At 74.1% G+C, this 18,406-nt stretch carries 4 protein-coding genes and 1 pseudogene; 1 reads left to right on the forward strand and 4 read right to left on the reverse strand.

What is annotated here, in order from left to right; translation table 11 throughout:
- Positions 1 to 50: 50 nt before the first annotated feature.
- Positions 51 to 254: a helix-turn-helix domain-containing protein gene (locus tag N6H00_RS33615; RefSeq protein WP_443073119.1), complete on the reverse strand. Its 204-nt coding sequence runs from the start codon at positions 252 to 254 to the stop codon at positions 51 to 53.
- An 897-nt stretch (positions 255 to 1,151) separates the two neighbouring features.
- Here N6H00_RS33615 and N6H00_RS33620 point away from each other — a divergent pair.
- Positions 1,152 to 3,422 carry a putative bifunctional diguanylate cyclase/phosphodiesterase gene (locus tag N6H00_RS33620; RefSeq protein ID WP_268975605.1) on the forward strand — a complete coding sequence of 757 codons (2,271 nt, stop codon included), beginning with the start codon at positions 1,152 to 1,154 and terminating at the stop codon, positions 3,420 to 3,422.
- Between the two features lie 54 nt (positions 3,423 to 3,476).
- On the opposite strand, the gene N6H00_RS33625 is transcribed toward N6H00_RS33620, so the two are convergent.
- The 3 genes and pseudogenes from N6H00_RS33625 to N6H00_RS33635 all read right to left on the reverse strand — a co-directional run bounded on the left by N6H00_RS33625 (position 3,477) and on the right by N6H00_RS33635 (position 18,177).
- On the reverse strand, positions 3,477 to 3,866 hold the full coding sequence (locus N6H00_RS33625) for a DUF779 domain-containing protein (RefSeq protein ID WP_268975606.1): 390 nt from the start codon (positions 3,864 to 3,866) through the stop codon (positions 3,477 to 3,479).
- A gap of 166 nt (positions 3,867 to 4,032) precedes the next feature.
- A pseudogene (locus tag N6H00_RS33630) lies at positions 4,033 to 4,440 on the reverse strand (IclR family transcriptional regulator domain-containing protein); the annotation flags it as partial.
- A 66-nt stretch (positions 4,441 to 4,506) separates the two neighbouring features.
- Entirely contained in the window at positions 4,507 to 18,177 is a 13,671-nt protein-coding gene (locus N6H00_RS33635) for a type I polyketide synthase (RefSeq protein ID WP_268975607.1), read from the reverse strand.
- Between the last annotated feature and the right edge of the window lie 229 nt (positions 18,178 to 18,406).

An 18,406-nucleotide genomic window follows, 5' to 3' on the forward strand; every position in this document is an offset into this window, starting at 1 on the left:
CTCGTCGTGTGATGCCGTGCCTCGGCCACGGGTGCCCGGCGACGCCCCGGTCACTCGGGGCCGTTCCTCATGATCTTCCACATGCGGGTGGCCACGTGGAGGTTGAGCCGGCTGTCCACGTCCGCCAGATCGCTGCCGCCGATCTCGCGGATGCGCCGCAGCCGGTAGCGGAGGGTCGAGCGGCGGATGACGAGCGCCACGGCCGTCCGGCTGTAGTTGCCGCCGCGGTCGACGTACTCGGAGAGGGTCTCCACCAGGTCCGTGTGGTGCAGGGCGTCGTAGTCCAGCAGCGGGCCCAGCCACTCCCGGACGAACCGCTCGACCCCGGTGCAGCGTGCGGACGATGCCGTCCTCGCCGTCGCCGAGACATCCCGCCTCGGCGCGGCCCGTCCCGACCGCGCTGACCTGCGCCATCGCCCGGCGCAGGATCGCTGCCTCGTCCTGGTCCTCGATCCCGTCGAAGCCGCTGAACAGGGTCAGGCAGCGGTGCAACAGCGGATCGTGGGCGGCGGCTGGTGGGGCCATCGCGTCACTCCGTGTGTCCTCATGTGTCGAAAACGGTGCATATTGCGAGTATCGCGAGTACCCGATTCATGGCAATTCACCGCATGGGGGCGAAAATGGTGCGAGGTGTTCGGCATCCTGGGTGCCGGAGGCCGCGCCGAGGTGTACGGAAGTGACGCATTTCCCAATTCGGATGCCGATCAACGAGGTTGGCGCCCCGCCAGAACCGGGCTCCGGAAGCGGGCTTCGCGGTCCGCTTTCACTGGAACGCCCACTGGAGGGACGAGGTCAGCGTGGGCCTCGGGCCGTCGGCAGATGACCGTGGCAGGTGCCCGGTATCACCCGGCCGCGCGCGTCGCCGCGATCACATCCGGATTGAAGATTTCCGTTTTTCCTTTCCTCATCGAACGGTTGATCAGTAATCTCGCCTCAGCAGCGGGTTGCCGTGCCGCTCTCCGGCGTGCTCAACTTCCCCGAGGACGCGGACGACCCGAGGGCGGCCCCGGAAGCCGGAAGAGGGCGAAGGAAGTGCAGGACGTGGACTGGCGGCCGGAGGGCATCGACGCCGCAAGCGAGGACGCGGCGGGCGAGGACGGGCCAGGCGACAGGGGCACACCCCATGTCGGTCGCCCGGGGGAGCGCACGATATGACCTCCGGACCGGGCGGGCCGAGATGTGACGGCGGCGCCGGGGACGCCGCCGGGAACCTCGCCCCCACGGAGAGCGACGCGCTGAGGCGGTTCGCGGGCATCTGGTGCCGGGCCGTCCACCCGCTGGCGGCCACGACGATGAAGCCCGACGAGTTCGAGGACTATCTGCTGCCGCTGGCCCGCCGGTTGAGCGTCGCCCTGCGCACCTCCCCTTTCGACGCCGAGGCGGCGTACGAGGTCGGTGCCGCGCTGGTGGGCGCCCAGTGCACCGAGCCCGAGGCGCTGCCCGCGATCCTGGGCGTCATCGACGCGCATCTGGTGTCATGCTCGGCGGCCCCCGGGCTGCCCTCCGAGCCGGCCGGGCCACTGACGGACGGGAAGCCGCTGACGGACGGGAAGCCGCTGAGGGTCGAAGAGCCGCTGACGGACGAGGAGGCGCGCGCCCGCTGTGTGCGGCTCCAGCACGCCCTCGCCGCCGGATTCGTCCGCGAGCTGCGCAAGCGCGAGCGCGATGAGCAGGAGGCCATCGCGCGGGCCGCGCTGGCCGCCCGGTCCGAGGCCGAGAAGGCGCTGCACGCGAGCGAGGCCAAGTTCCAGGCCGTTTTCGAGGGCGCGGTCATGGGCGTCGGCATCGCCGGACTCGACGGCGAGGTGCTCGTCGTCAACGACGCCCTGGCCCGGATGTTCGGCGGGATGGACTTCTTCCGCCCCGGCCGCAACGTCACCGAGTTCGTCCACCCCGATGACGTACCGGGCGCCCATGAGCTCTACCGCGAGCTGATCAGCGGCGAACGCGACCACTTCCGCATCGAGAAGCCGCACTACCGCGACGACGGCAGCGTGCTGTGGACCAATCTGACCGTCATCCTGCTGCGCGACTCCGGCGGTGCCCCGCAGTACCAGCTCGCCCTCGCCGAGGACATCACCGAGCACCGGCTGCTGCGGGAGCGGCTGCGCTACGAGGCGACCCATGACGAGCTGACCGGGCTGCCCAACCGCACCCTGTTCCTGGAGCGGCTGGACCAGGTGCTCGCCGCCGACGCCGACGCCGAGCGGTTCGGCGTGTGCTACCTGGACCTGGACGGCTTCAAGGCGGTCAACGACAGCCTCGGGCACGCCGTCGGCGACCGGATGCTCAAGGCCGTCGCCGAACGCCTCCAGAGCTGTGTCAGGACCCCCGACGAGCTGATCGCCCGGGTCGGCGGCGATGAGTTCCTCGCCCTGGTCACCGGCCCCGCGGCGCAGGCCGAAGGCACCGCGCTGGCCCGCCGGATGCTCGCCGCGCTCGCCGAACCCGTCCGGGTCGAGGGCCGTGAGCTCCAGGTGCGGGCCAGCATCGGCGTGGTCGACGGCCGGGCCGGGGAGATCGGCCGGGCCGAGGTGCTGCGCAGCGCCGACATCACCATGTACCGCGCCAAGGCCGCGGGCGGCAATCGCTACGAGCTCGCCGACGCCGACTCCAACGCCCGGGTGATCGCCCGCCACAGCCTCACCAACGGGCTGCCCTCCGCCCTGGAGAAGGGCGAGTTCTTCATCGAGTACCAGCCGCTGGTACGGCTCGCCGACGGCACCGTGCGCGGTGCGGAGGCGCTCGTCCGCTGGCTGCATCCGGTGCACGGAGTGCTCGGCCCGGACCAGTTCATCCCGCTCGCCGAGGACACCGGGCTGATCGTCCCGCTCGGCCGCTGGGTGCTGGAGCAGGCCGCCCGGCAGGCGTGCGAGTGGCGCGACTCAGCCGAGCCCGGCGGTGAGCCGCTGCGCGTCAACGTCAATCTCTCGCCGTGCCAGCTGAGCCATCCCACCCTGGTCTCCGACACGGTGGCGGTCCTGGAGAACTCCGGGCTGTGCCCCAGCGCGCTCTGCCTGGAGGTCACCGAGAACGACCTCGTCGGCGCCGACGAGAGCGCCCTGCGGCCCCTGCGGCAACTCGCCGACCTGGGTGTGGACATCGCCCTGGACGACTTCGGCACCGGCTACTCCAATCTGTCGTACCTGCGCCGGCTCCCGGTGAGCACCCTCAAGCTGGACCGCTCCTTCACCCGGGGCATGCAGCGCGCCCCGGCCGATCCGGTCGACGTCAAGATCGTCGAGGGGATCGTCTCGCTGGCCCATACGCTGGACCTCGCGGTGACGGTCGAGGGCGTGGAAACCGCCGTCCAGGCCGAGCATCTGCGGGTGCTCGGCTGTGACACCGCCCAGGGCTGGTACTACGCCCGGCCCGGCCCGCCCGAGCGGCTGCACACCCTGGCGCTGGCCGACGCCAGCTGAGGGCGCGGGCCGCCGCCCTGGCGGCGGCCGCTCGCGCCCCCGCGGGCGCGCCGCTCAGCCCGCCTGCTCCGGGGAGTGGGCCTGCTCCAGAGGGTTCGCCTGCTCCAGCAGCCGTGAGCGGATCAGGAAGCGCACGCCCTCCGGCGCCTCGAGCGAGAAACCGCTGCCGCGGCCCGGCACCACGTCCACCGTGAGATGCGTATGCCGCCACCGCTCGAACTGCGAGGCCGACATCCAGAACCCCACCGGCTCCTGGACCCCGTCCACCTCCAGCTCCCCGAGCAGCACATCCGATCCGCCGGTACGGAACTCACCGAGCGGGTAGCACATCGGCGCGCTGCCGTCACAGCATCCGCCGGACTGGTGGAACATCAACGGGCCGTGCTCCGCCCGCAGTCTGCGGATCAGCTCGGCGGCGGCCGGTGTCAGGGCGATACGGTCCATGGGCGATCCCTCTCCGATCGTGGTCACCGGGTTGCCAGGGGCCCCATTCAGCACACTCCCCGCCACGTTGCGAGAACGTTGCCCACACGGCGTCAGCGGCGCGGTGGCGCTCGCCGCCGGTGACGGTCGGGCCGACTCCACGACCGGGTCGCGGCGCGCCGCGACATCAGGAGCGGTCGCCACGCCCCGCGTCCCGGCCCGAACGCAGCACCCGGGACAGGCCGGGGGCGGCCGTCCGCACGGCCGGCGCCGGCTGGGCGGGGCGGAAGCGGGCCCGCGGCACGGCCACGGACAGGGCGGCCACGGCCGTCGGCCCGTCGAAGACGGGAGAGGCGACGCAGCTGACGCCCAGGGCCGCCTCCTGCTCCTCATAGGCGAGGCCGGACACCTGGATCTGCTCGATGGCGGTGCGCAGCCGCGCCGGGTCGGTGACCGAATGCGGGGTGAGCCGGGGCAGTGGCTCCGCCAGCACCTCCTCGGTCGGCTCGTCGCCGGAGAACGCCAGCAGGGCCTTGCCCACGCCGGTGCACGTCAGCGGCAGCCGGCCGCCGATGCGGGACGGCGTCGACCTGGCCGCGCGGCACACCGCCGGCTGACCGTCAGGGGCGCCCCCGGCCGGGGGCGCCCCACGCGGCGCGTGTCAGCCGGGCATGGTGAGCCAGTCGGCGATGTGGGCGGCGGTGGTGGCGGCGTGCTGGTTGACGAGGGTGAAGTGGTTGCCCGAAGCGGTGAGGGTGGTGGTGAGGTGCGGAAGGACCGTCTGCCAGTCGGGCGGCACCGGGGCCGTCCCGTCCGGTACGGGGAAGGGGTCCGAGGCGCGCAGGAGCAGGGTCGGGAAGGGGGTCGGCGCGGGGGCCCACGTGCGCAGGAGCCGTTCCATCCAGGCGTAGGCGGACAGGTCGGTGGCGGTGTAGCCGTCGGTGAGGTGCTCGCGTTCGTACAGCCCGTGCCACAGGTGGGGTTGGAGCGCTCGGGCGGTGGCGGACTCCAGGATGTAGGTGTCCACGAGGACGACCGCCCGTACGGGGGTGCCGCGGTCCGCGAGACGGCGGGCCGTCTCGTGCGCGAGGATGCCGCCGGACGAGGTGCCCAGGAGGATCACCGGCTCGGCGGTGTCGCCGCCGGTGCTCGCGACCACGGCTCGGGCCAGCCCTTCGACGAGTGCTTCCCGGGTGGCGGGCAGTTCCTCGTCGGTGCCGAAGCCGGGAGGCGTCAGACAGGAGACCGACCAGTCGTCGGGGAGCGCTTGGGCGAGCGCGTAGTAGGTGTGGGGCCCGGTGAGGGGCACGATGGGGGCCACGCAGAACACGTGGGTGCCCGAGGTGCCGGTGGTGAGCCGGTCGACCGTGGGCGGGAGGGGCCCACTGCCCTTGGGCCGGAGGGCGGCGAGGTCCAGGAGCAGGGTCTCGGCCTCGTTCACCCGGCCCGTCCGCATGGCCTCGCGGTGGAGCCGGGTGACCAGGTCGGCCGTCGGGACGACGTCGGTGGCGCCGTCCTGTGCCGGCGGCGCGGCGAGCTGGTCGAGGAGATGGTCGGCCAGGTCGGCCGGGGTGGGGTGGGTGAGGACGACGGTGCTGGGCAGCGGCGTGCCCAGTGCCGCGGCAAGCCGGTTGCGCAGGTCGATCGCCGCGAGGGAGTCCATGCCGTGGTCGCGGAACGCCGAGTGCTCGCCGATCGCCTCACCGGACGAGTGGCCGAGAGCCACGGCGGCCTCGCTCCGCACCAGGTCCAGGAGGTCTCTGCGCCGTTCCCCGGCGGGAAGGCTCCGCAGTCGCACCGCGAACTCGCCGTCGCGGCTCGGGGCCGCGGGCACGGCGAGGGACCGTGCCTCCGGCAGCTCGCCGAAGAACGGGCGGGAGCCGGCCGCGGTGACGACGGAGAGATAGCGCTCCCAGTCGATGTCGGCGACCGTCAGCGTGGTCCGCTGCTCATGCAGCGCTTGGGCGAGCCCGGCCAGGGCCACGTCGCCGTCGAGGAAGGCCATCCCGCTGCGGATGAGGTGCTCGCCGTCCTGCCGGTTCAGCCGCGGGCGGGCCTCCTCCCAGGGGCTGAAGGAGATCGCCGTCGCACAGGCGCCGCGGGCGCGGCGCTGTGCCGCCAGCGCCTCCAGATACGCGTCGCCCGCCGCCTGCGCCCCGTGGTCGCCGATGCCCCAGACACCGGCCAGTGAGGAGAAGAGCACGAAGGCGTCCAGCGGGGTGTCGCCGAGCAGTTCGTCGAGGTGCGCGGCGCCCGCCACCTTGGCGCGCACCGCGTCGGCGACATGCGCGAGGTTCGCCGTGCCGAGGGGGCCGAGGGCGCGGGTCCCCGCCGTGTGCACCACCGCGCGCACCGGAGTGCCGTCCGTCGAGAGCCGGTCGAGTACCGCGGCCACGGCGGCCCGGTCGGTCACATCACACCGCACCACCTCGACGCTCGTCCCCTGGGCGGTCAGCTCGGCCGCCAACTCGGGCGCGCCCGGTGCCGCGAGGCCGCTCCGGCTCAGCAGCACCAGGTGCCCGGCTCCCTGCCGGGCCAGCCAGCGGGCGACCCGGCTGCCGAGCGTCCCGGTGCCGCCGGTCACCAGGGTCGTGCCGCCGGGCACCCAGGTGCCGGGCGCGTCGGCCGGTGCCGTCGCCCGCTCCAGCCGCCGGACGAGCACGCCCGAGGAGCGCACCGCCGCCTGTTCGTCTCCCGGGCCCATCGCGAGCAGGGCGGCGAACCGCCTGGCCGCCTCGGGGTCGAGCCGCTCCGGCAGGTCGGCCAGCCCGCCGCGCAGCGATGTCGCCTCCACGGCCGCGGTGCGCCCGAGTCCGAGGACCATCGCCTGCCGCGGGTCGCGCACCGGGTCGGCCGGGCCGGTCGAGACCGCGCCACGGGTCACCGTCCACAGCGGCAGCTCGGCGCCGGCCCCCATCAGCGCCTGGATCAGCGACACGGTCAGCGCCAGACCGGCGGGCAGTACGGGCTCGCCGCTGTCCGCCTCCTCGGCCGCCGCGAGCAGCGACAGCACTCCGGCCGTGCCGTCGAGGTCGCCGAGCCGTTCCGCCAGCACCTCGGGATCGGCGCAGGCCCCGTCGAGGACCACCCGGTCCACCCGGGCGCCGTGCGCGGTCAGCGCGGACACCACATCGGCGTCGTCGATGCCATCGGTGGTGAGGACCCGCCAGGTTCCGGCCAGTGCGGGGGCGGCGGGGACCCGCAGCGGCGTCCACACCGTCCGGTAGCGCCGCGCGCTGGTCAGGGTGTGCTCGTCCTGCCGCCTGCGCCACGCCGACAGCGCCGGGAGCACCGCGTCGAGCGCGTCCTTGTACTCGGTGTACTCGGCTTCGAGGCCGAGCAGGGTGGCGACCGCGGTGGCATCCCCTTGGCCCACGGCCTCCCACAGCGGCTCGTCGGCGGAGTGGGCCCGTCCGGGAGCGGTGGCGGGCGGGGCGTTCCAGTATGTCTCGTGCTGGAACGCGTAGGTGGGCAGGTCCACCGTGCGCCCGCCGGACAGCACCGTGCCCCAGTCGACGGGCACGCCGTGGGCATGGGCCTCCCCGAGCGCGCGAAGGACACGGTCCCAACCACCGTCGTCGCGGCGCAGGGTGCCCAGGGTGACCGCCGGGCTGCCCGCGTGCTCGATGATCTCGCTGGTGCCGACCGCGAGCACCGGATGCGGGCCGACCTCGATCATGGCCCCGTAGCCCTCGCGGACGAGAGCCGCCATGGTCTCGGCGAAGGACACGGTCTGCCGCAGATTCCGGCACCAGTACCGGGCGTCCAGCTCTTCGGTGTTCAGACGGTTCCCGGTCACCGTGGAGTAGAACGGCACCTGGGACGGGCGGGGCCGCACCGGTGCCAGCAGCTCGAGCAGCTCTGCCTCGATCTCGTCGATCTGCGCCGAGTGGGCGGCGAAGTCCACCCCGCCCAGCCGCCAGCGCATGATCCTGGCGGCCGACAGACCGCGCTCGACCTCGTCGAGCGCGGCCGGATCGCCGGAGAGCGTCACCGTCCTCGGTCCGTTGACCGCCGCGATCGACACCGCGCCGGACGTCCCGTCCAGCAACTCCCGTACCCGCTCCGGCGTCGCCATCACCGACATCATCGCGCCGCGCCCGGACAGGCGCTCGCGGATGAGCCGGCTGCGCAGCGCCACCACGCGGGCACCGTCGTCCAGTGACAGACCGCCGCTGACGCAGGCGGCGGCGACCTCGCCCTGGGAGTGGCCGATCACGGCGGCCGGTTCGACGCCGAACGAGCGCCAGAGGGCGGCGAGCGAGACCATGACCGTCCACAGCACGGGCTGGAGCACATCGGGCCGCCCGTCCATCGGGGGAGCGCCCAACTCGCCGCGCAGCACACCGGTGGGCGACCAGTCGAGGTACGGGGCCAGGGCCGCCTCGCACGCCGCGACGCGGTCGGCGAAGACGGGGGAGACATCGAGCAGTTCGGCCGCCATTCCCGCCCATGCCGCGTCCTGCCCGGGGAACACGAAGACCACCGGACGGCGCTCGCCCGCCGTGCCCCGCACCACGGCGGGCGACCCAGTGCCCTCGGCCAGGGCCGCCAGGCTGCCACGCAGCGCCGCCAGGTCGTCGCCCACCAGCACCGCCCGGTGCTCGAACGTGGCACGGGTCGTGGCCAGTGAATAGCCGACGTCCACGGGCCGCAGTCCGGGGTGGTCGTCCAGGTGTGCGAGGAGTTTCGCGGCCTGGGCGCGCAGCGCTCCGGCCGACGTGCCGGACAGTGGCCAGGCCACCGGCCGGTCCGGCGCGGGATCCGCGAGCGCGGGTCGACCGGCGGGCCGTGGGGGCTGCTCCAGGATGGCGTGGGCGTTGGTCCCGCTCATGCCGAACGCCGACACCGCGCACCGCCGCGGCCGGCCGAGGTCGGGCCACGGCGCGGCCTCGGTCAGCAGCCTGAGCGCGCCCGAGTCCCAGTCGACGCGGGAGGACGGTTCGGTGACGTGCAGGGTCTTCGGCAGCTCGCCGTGGAGCATCGCCATCACCATCTTGATGACCCCCGCGACACCGGCGGCCACCTGGGTGTGTCCGATGTTGGACTTGACCGAGCCGACCAGCAGCGGCGGATTGCCACCCCGGTCCTGGCCGTAGGTGGCCAGCAGGGCATGGGCTTCGATCGGATCGCCCAGCGCGGTGCCGGTTCCGTGTGCCTCGACCGCGTCGACATCGGACGCCGACAGCCCGCTGTTGGCGAGAGCCTGCCGGATGACCCGCTGCTGGGCCGGTCCGCTCGGCGCGGTCAGCCCGTTGGACGCGCCGTCGGAGTTCACCGCCGATCCGCGGACGACCGCCAGCACCCGGTGGCCGTGCCGGACCGCGTCCGACAGCCTCTCCAGCACCAGCAGACCGGCGCCTTCGGCGATGCCCATGCCGTCCGCCGACTCGGCGAACGCCTTGCACCGCCCGTCGGGCGCCATCACCCGGTGCCTGCTCAGCGAGACGAGGGTGTCGGGGCCGGTCAGCACCGTGGCGCCGCCGGCGAGGGCGAGGGTGCTCTCCCCCGAGCGCAGCGACTGGCACGCCATGTGCAGCGCGACCAGGGACGACGAGCAGGCCGTGTCCACCGTCACGGCCGGTCCGCCCAGGTCGAACAGGTAGGCGAGGCGGCCCGACAGCACGCTCGGGAGGGTGCCGGTGAGCTGATAGCCGTCGGAGTCCGCGGACACGTCCGCGCCGTAACTCTGGGCGGTCGCCGAGACGAAGGTGCCCGTCATGCTGCCCCGCAGGGACGTGGGGTCGATCCCGGCGCGTTCGAACGCCTCCCAGGCCAGCTCCAGCAGCATCCGCTGCTGCGGGTCCATCGCGGCGGCCTCGCGCGGGGAGATGCCGAAGAACGCCGCGTCGAACTCGGCCGCGCCGTCGAGGAAGCCGCCCGCCGCCGAGTAGGTCGTGCCCGTGCGGTCCGGGTCGGGGTGGTACACACCCGGACCCCAGCCGCGGTCGGCGGGCAGCGGAGACGTGGCGTCCACGCCCTCGGCCAGCAGCTCCCACAGCTGCTCGGGCGAGCGCACCCGGCCGGGAAACCGGCAGCTCATTCCGATGATCGCGATCGGCTCCTCAGCGGGCGCCCCGGCCGTCGGGGCCGCCGCCGCGGCCGGGGCCGGCTCGGCGCTCTCCGCTCGCTTGTCGGCGCCGCCGTACAGTGCGGTCCACAGGTGGCCGGCCAGGGCGTCGGGCGTCGGGTGATCGTAGACCAGGGTCGACGGCAGGCTCAGGCCGGTCCGTTTCCGCAGCGCGTTCCGCAACTGGCCGGCGGTCAGGGAGTCGAAGCCCATGTCCTTGAACGTCCGCCCGCTCGCGACCGCCAGGGGATCCGCGTGCCCGAGCACCGAAGCCACCTGCTCACGCACCAACTGGGACAGGGCGGCACGGGCCTGGTCGGTCGTCAGCCCGGTCGGCAGGCCGGAGCCGTGCTCGGTGGCCGCGGCCCGGCGGGCGGTTCCGGCGGGGACCAAGCCGCGCAGGACGGCGGGCACGGTGTGCCGCGCGCGCAGGGCGGCCCGGTCGACGCGTGCGGCGACGACGACGGCCTCGTCCACCGCGCCCGCGGCGTCGAACCAGGCCAACCCCTGATCGACGGAGAGCGTCGGCAGCCCGGCCGCGGTGATCCGCCGCAGCTGGGCGTCGCTCAGCGCGGCGGACATCCCGCTGTCCTGGGGCCACGGCCCCCAGCCGATGGACAGGCCCGCGAGCCCTTCGGCGGTCCGCCGCCGCGCCAGCGCGTCCAGGAACGCGTTCGCCGCGGTGTAACCGGCCTGCCCCGCGTTGCCGAGGACGCCGAACACCGAGGAGAACACCACGAACGCGCTCAGACCCAGGTCACGGGTCAGCTCGTGCAGATGCCACGCGCCGTCCAGCTTCGGGCGGAACACCGTGTCCAGCCGGTCCGGAGCCAGCGCCGCGACCAGTCCGTCGTCGAGCACACCGGCGGCGTGCACCACACCGGTCAGCGGGTGCTCGTCCGGGATCGCCGTCAGCAGGGCCGCGACGGCCGCGCGGTCGGAGACATCGCAGGCGACGGCGGTCACCCGTGCACCCCGCCCGCTCAGCTCGGCCAGCAGTTCCCCGGCACCCTCGGTGTCGGCCCCCCGACGGCCGGCCAGCACCAGGTGGCGCACCCCGTGCGCGGTGACCAGGTGCCGGGCGATCAGCGCGCCGAGACCGCCGAGGCCGCCGGTGATCAGCACGGTGCCGTCGCCGCCCCACACCCTCTCCGGCGCCGCCGGGTCCGTGACCTCGACGGAGGCCAGCCGAGGGATCAGCAACTGCCCGTGGCGCAGCGCCAGTTCGGGCTCATCGCGGTCCGGCGCCGCGCGGAGTGCCGCCGCGGCGGCCGGCACCGGATCATCGTCGTCCGCGGGGTCCAGGTCGAGCAGGACGAACCGGCCGGGGCTCTCCTGCCGGGCCGATCGCACCAGCCCCCACACCGCGGCCGCCACCACGTCGGGGGCCGCGCCGGGTGCCGTGGCCACCGCTCCGCGGGTCACGAACACCACCCGGGCGGGCCCGCCGTCACCGGCCTCGGCCGCGTCGGCCCCGTCGGCCGCCTCGTCCGCGTTCAGGTGGTGTCGCACTGTGTCGAGCACGGACGCGGTGACGGTACGGACCGCCTCCGGCACCGGCACGCCGACCGGCGCGGCGACCGGGACCAGCACCGCCTCCCCGGCCGCCACCGGGTCGTGCCCCGCGGTGTCCGGCGCCGGGGCGGGCAGCCAGTCCAGGCGCAGCAGCAGCCGCGCCGCCGTGGCCGCCGGAGGGTGGACGTCCGGCGAACGCAGCGTCAGCGTGCGCACGGTCGCCACCGGATCGCCCGCGGTGTCGGCGGCGGTCAGTGTGACCGTGTCGTCGCCCGTCCTGCTCATCCGCACCCGCAGCACCGACGCGCCCACGGCGTGCAGGGACACCCCGGCCCAGCTCGCCGGCAGCCGCCCGCCGTCCGGGCCGTCGAGCACGGCCGGCGAGGCCAGGTGCAGCGCCGCGTCCAGCAGGGCGGGATGGAGGCGGAAGGCGTCGGCCTCGTCGGCGAGCCCCTCGGGGAGCGCGACCTCGGCCAGTACCTCCTCGCCGGCCCTCCAGGCCGCCCGGACGGCCCGGAGGGCCGGCCCGTAGGCGAGCCCGGCGGCGCGCCGCCGCTCATAGAACGCGTCGAGATCGACGGGTACGGCGTCCGCGGGCGGCCACGCCCGCCGGTCATGGGCGTCGGCCGCGGGGGCGCCCGGCGCGAGCGTGCCGGTGGCGTGCCGCGTCCAGGGCACATCGGGTGTGCCGGCGGGCCGCGAGTGGATGCTCAGGGTGCGCCGGCCGTCGTCGCCGGGGCCACCGAGCGCCACCTGGATCCGCACCCCGCCGTCGTCCTGCCCGGACAACACCAGCGGTGCGAGCAGGGTGAGCTCCTCCACGAGGGCGCAGCCGACCTCGTCGCCCGTCCGTATCGCCAGCTCGACGAATCCGGCGCCGGGGAAGGTCACCTGCCCGGCCACCACATGGTCGGCCAGCCATGGAAGCGCCGCCACCGACAGCAGGCCGGTGTACAGCAGACCACCGGTCTCGGGCAGTTCCACGACCGCGCCGAGCAGCGGATGGTCCACACCGCCGAGCCCCGCCGGGACCACGCCGGTCGCCGATGTGCCGGCGACGGGCGTGGTCCAGTACCGCTCCCGCTGGAACGCGTAGGCCGGCAGCGCGATCCGGCGCGCGCCGGTACCGGCGAACAGTTCGGCCCACCGGATCGGCACACCCCGCACATACAGCCGGGCAGCGGCCGTCACCGCCGTGGACTCCTCGCCGCGGTCCTTGCCCAGCAGGGACACGGCCTCCACCCGCGCCACGTCGGGCAGGGCGTCCTGCGTCAGCACCGACAGCGTGGCGTCCGGGCCCAGTTCGAGGAAGGTGCGCGCACCGGCCCGTGCCGCGGCGCCGACCGCGTCGGCGAACCGCACGGTCCGCACGATGTGCTGAACCCAGTGGTCGGGGGTGCGGATCCGCTCCGCGTCGATCCGCTCACCGGTGACGGTCGAGATGATCGGGATACGCGGCTCGCCGAAGGCCAGACCCTTGGCGACCGTGCGGAAGTCCTCCAGCATCGGCGCCATCAGCGGGGAGTGGAACGCGTGGCTGACCCGCAGCCGGGTCACCTTGTGGCCGTCGGCGGCGAAGCGGTCCGCGATGGCCTCCACCTCGCCGGTGTCCCCGGAGACCACCACCGCCCGCGGTCCGTTGACGGCGGCGAGTCCCACCCGGTCCCCGCAGCCGGCGAGCAGCGGCGTCACCTCGTCCTCGGCGGCCCGCAGCGCGACCATGGCCCCGCCCTCCGGAAGCGCCTGCATCAGCCGTCCGCGGGCGGCGACGAGGGTGCACGCGTCGGGCAGGGACAGCACCCCGGCCACATGCGCCGCCGCGATCTCCCCGACCGAATGCCCGATCAGCAGATCCGGCGCCACCCCCCAGGACTCCAGCAGCCGGAACAGGGCCACCTCGAGGGCGAACAGCGCGGGCTGGGCGTATGCGGTGCGGTTCAGCGCCTCCGCGTCGTCGCCGAACACCACCTCGCGCAGCGGCCGTTCCAGCTCGCCGTCCAGAAGCGCGCAGACCTCGTCCCACGCCGCCGCGAACACCGGGTACCGGGCGTGCAGTTCGCGTCCCATCCCCAGCCGCTGGGCACCCTGGCCGGCGAACAACAGCGCCATCGGGCCGGGGTCGCCCGCCAGGCCCTCGGCCACCTTCCAAGGCCGCGCGGCACCGTCCCCGGCGGTGTCCGTCGCGGCCAGGAGGACGGCGCGGTGCTCCAGTTCGGAGCGTGTCGTGGCCAGGGAGAAGCCGATGTCCGGCGCCGCCGCGCCGGTGTCGGACACGAAGGCGGCCAGCCTGTCCAGCTGCCCGTCCAGCGCGGCCTGGGTACGCGCCGAGACCGGCCAGGGCACCACACCGGGCCGCAGCTCCGCCGGCGATCCGGCCGGTGGCCGCGCGCTGGGCCGGTCGGGCCGATCCGGCGGTGGCTGTTCGACGATCACATGCGCGTTGGTGCCGCTGATCCCGAACGACGACACGCCCGCGCGGCGAGGTCGCTCGGCCGGTGGCCACGGGGTGGCCCCGGTGAGCAGTTCCACCGCGCCGGCCGACCAGTCCACCTGCGACGACGGCGCGTCCACATGCAGGGTCCGGGGCAATACGCCGTGCCGCATCGCCAGGATCATCTTGATGACGCCCGCGACACCGGCGGCGGCCTGGGTGTGCCCGATGTTGGACTTGAGCGACCCCAGCAGCAGCGGACGGTCCGGGTCCCGGCCCTGTCCATAGGTGGCGAGCAGCGCCTGGGCCTCGATCGGGTCACCCAGCCGGGTACCGGTGCCGTGTCCCTCCACCGCGTCCACGTCCGAGGGGGCCAGGCCGGCACTGGACAGGGCCTGGCCGATCACCTGCCGCTGCGCGATTCCGCTGGGCGCGGTCAGGCCGTTCGACGCCCCGTCCGAGTTGACCGCGGAACCGCGCAGCACCGCCAGCACCCGGTGGCCGGCCCGGACCGCGTCGGACAGCCTCTCCAGCACCAGGATGCCCACCCCCTCGGACCAGCCGGTGCCGTCCGCGGCCTCCGCGTACGCCTTGCAGCGGCCGTCGGGCGACAGGCCGCCCTGCCGGGCGAACTCCACGAAGATCCCGGGCTCCGACATCACGGTGACACCGCCGGCCAGCGCCAGGGAACACTCGCCACCGCGCAGCGCCTGCGCCGCCAGGTGCAGCGCCACCAGGGACGACGAGCACGCCGTGTCCACGGTCAGCGCGGGCCCCCGCAGCCCCAGGGCGTAGGCGACGCGGCCGGACAGGACGCTCGGCGACGTGCCGGTCAGCAGATATCCCTCCGTGGCACCGGCGCCGTCCTTGAGCCGCGGACCGTAGTCCTGGGCCATCGCCCCGAGGAACACCCCGGTGCTGCTGCCGTGCAGTGACGACGGAGCGATCTCGGCCCGTTCCACCGCCTCCCAGCTCACCTCCAGGGCCAGCCGCTGCTGCGGGTCCATGGCTTCCGCCTCGCGCGGGGATATCCCGAACAGCGCCGCGTCGAAGCGGTCCGCGTCGTACAGGAACCCGCCCGGCCTGCCGGTCGCCACCGTCTCCGGCGCCCATCCCCGGTTGACGGGCATGTCGGAGATGGCATCCGCCTCGCCCGACACCAGTTCCCACAGCTCCTCCGGTGAGGTCACCCCGCCCGGGTAGCGGCAGGCCATGCCCACGATCACCACCGGGTCGTCCTCCGGTACGGCGCGGGGCGCCGGCGACGCGTCGCCGGTCACCGGGCCGGTGAGCCGCGTGGCCAGATGTTCCGCGCACGCGGCCGGCGTGGGGTGGTCGAACAGCACGGTGTTGGGCACCCGCAGTCCGGTCGCGGCCCTCAGCCGGGTCGCCAGCTCCACCGTCATCGCCGAGTCGAAGCCCAGTTCCTTGAAGGGCCGCGCCGGGTCCACCCGCTCCGCGTCGGCGAAGCCCAGGACCACCGCCGTCTCCGCGCGGACCAGCCGTGCCACCTCGGCGCGGGTCCACCGGGCAGCGGATCCCCCACGCTCCGGCTCCGGATCGGTGGTGTGCCCGGTCACCGGCGCCACAACGGCCGGAACGGCATCGCGCACCGCGACCTCGCCGGCCGGCTCCTGGAGCCAGTACCGCTCCCGCTGGAACGCGTACGTCGGCATGGCCACCCGCCGGGCACCGGTCCCGGTGAACAGCCGCGGCCAGTCCACCGGCACACCGCGGACGTACACCTCCGCCAGACAGGTCAGGAACCGGTCGGCCCCTCCCAGCCCCCGGCGCAGCGTGCCGACGGTGACCGCCTTGACGTCGGTCGTATCGATGACCTCCTGCACCGCGGCGGTCAGCACCGGGTGGGAACTGACCTCGACGAAGACGCGATGGCCCTGGCCGAGCAGCGTCCGGACGGCCGGTTCGAAGCCGACGGTCCGCCGCAGATTGCGGTACCAGTACCCGGCGTCCATACCGGTGGTGTCCAGCCACTCGCCGGTCACCGTGGAGAAGAACGGCACCTCGGCCCGGCGCGGGCGGATGCCCTCCAGCGCGGCCGTCAACTCCTCGCGCACCCGCTCCACCTGGGCCGAGTGCGAGGCGTAGTCCACCGCGACCCGGCGCACCCGCACCTCCGCGCCCGACAGCTCCTCGAACAGCTCGTCCAGCGCCGCCGGCTCACCGGAGACCACCACCGAGCCCGGCCCGTTGACCGCCGCGATCGACACGCGGCCGTCCCAGCGGAGCAGCCGCTCCTCGGCCTCGGCCCGGGGCAGCGCCACCGACAGCATGCCGCCCCGCCCCGCCAGGCGGCGTGCGATGGTCTGGCTGCGCAGCGCTACCACCCGGGCCGCGTCCTCCAGGGAGAGGGCACCGGACACGCACGCCGCCGCGATCTCTCCCTGGGAATGGCCCACCACCGCGTCCGGGACCACCCCGTGTGCCTGCCACACCGCCGCGAGGGAGACCATCACCGCCCAGGAGGCGGGCTGGACCACATCCACCCGTTCCAGTGACGGCGCCCCCTCGGCCTGCCGCAGCACCTCCACCAGCGACCAGTCCACATGCGGTGCGAGCGCGGCGGCACACTCGGCCAGCCGCCGGGCGAACACCGGGGACTCCGCCATCAACCGGACGCCCATGCCCGCCCACTGCGCCCCCTGCCCGGGGAACACGAACACCGTCTTGCCCTCGACATCGGCGACGCCCCGCACCACGCCCGGCGCGGACGCGCCGTCGGCCAGCGCCGTCAGCGCCTCCGAGGCGGCCGACCGGTCCGACGCGAGGACGACGGCACGGTGGTCGAACGCGGTCCGGGTGGTCGCCAGGGAGAAGCCCACGTCCACCGGACGGAGCCGGTCGTTCCCGGCCAGATGGGACGCGAGGCGGTCGGCCTGCGCACGCAGTGCCCCGGGGGTCCGGCCCGAGACCGGCCACGGCACGGTGCCACCCGCCATCAGAGCGCAGTCCGCCGCGCCGGTGTCCGGGTCCGTCGCCGCGGACGTGTTCTGGGACGTCGGCTCGGTGGCGGACACCACCAGGTGGCAGTTGGTGCCGCCCATGCCGAACGACGACACCCCGGCCAGGGCACGGCCGTCGCGGTAGGGCCAGGGACGGGTCGACGTCACCACATCCAGGTTCCACTCGCCGAAACGGATCCGCGGGTTGGGGTGTTCGAAGTTCAGGCTCGCCGGGAGTTCGCCGTTCCGCAGCGACAGCACGACCTTCATCAGGCCGGTGATGCCCGCGGCGCCCTCCAGGTGTCCCACGTTGGTCTTCGCCGAACCGACCAGCAGGGGGCTGTCCGTGGCCCGGCCCGCCCCGTACACCGCGCCGAGCGCCGCGGCCTCCACCGGGTCGCCCACCCGGGTGCCGGTCCCGTGCAGTTCCACGTACTGGACCGCGGCCGGGTCGACGCCCGCACGCCTGCAGGCGGTCTGGATGACCGCCCGTTGCCCCTCGGGGTCGGGTGTGGTCAGACCGTCGCCGGGGCCGTCGTTGCCGACCGCGCTCCCCTCGATGACGCACAGGATCTCGTCCCCGTCGGCCAACGCCCTCGCCAGCGGCTTGAGCAGGACCATCCCCGCACCCTCGCCGCGCACATACCCATTGGCACGTGCGTCGAAGGTGAAGCACCGGCCGTCCGGGGACAGGGCGCCGAGCCGGGCCGCGGCCTCCGCGCTGTCCGGGATCAGATTGAGGTGCACACCACCGGCGAGCGCGGTGGCCGACTCCCCGCGCCGCAGGCTCTCGCAGGCCAGGTGCACCGCCACCAGCGACGACGACTGCCCGGTGTCCACCACCAGACTCGGTCCCCGAAGTCCCAGGACGTAGGACAGCCGGTTCGCGGCCATGCTGCGGTTCAGGCCGGTCAGGGTGTGATGACCGATCGCCGCCGGTCCTCTGAGCCGGTCCAGCGCACCGTAGTCATCCGCGGTCATCCCGATGAACACCCCGGTGTCGCTGCCGCGTACCGCGGCCGGCGGCAGACCCGCGTCCTCCAGGACCTCCCAGCCCAGCTCCAGTACGAGGCGCTGCTGCGGGTCCATCGCCCGCGCCTCACGCGGAGAGATCCCGAAGAACTCCGCATCGAAACCGTCGACGTCGTCCAGGAAGGCACCCCAGCCGGTCTCGCCGGAGGACGCGGCCCCGCTGTCCCATCGGCCCGGCGGCACCTGTGAGACCGCGCTCGACCCGCTGGACAGCAGCCGCCAGAACTGCGCGGGATCCGCCGCGGACGGCAGCCGGCAGGACACTCCGATCACCGCGACGGCGGTATCCCGCTCCCGGAGTCGCTCAGCGGACGCGGACATGGACTCGCATCGGCTCACGGCACCGATCCCTCAACTCGTCGTCTTCGCAGGCCCGGCAGGACAAGGACGGATACGGATTGGTACACGTCCGTCTCCAGAAATCCGGCGACACCGAACTGTCGTATCGAGTCATGATCAACAGTGGTCTCGATGATACATGGCCATGGCTGGAAAATGTTTTGGGATTTTTGCTGTCCGCCTTTACCGCCGACCCCAAATATTAGGGATT

Source organism: Streptomyces sp. S465, assembly GCF_026898115.1.
Classification (GTDB): domain Bacteria; phylum Actinomycetota; class Actinomycetes; order Streptomycetales; family Streptomycetaceae; genus Streptomyces; species Streptomyces luomodiensis.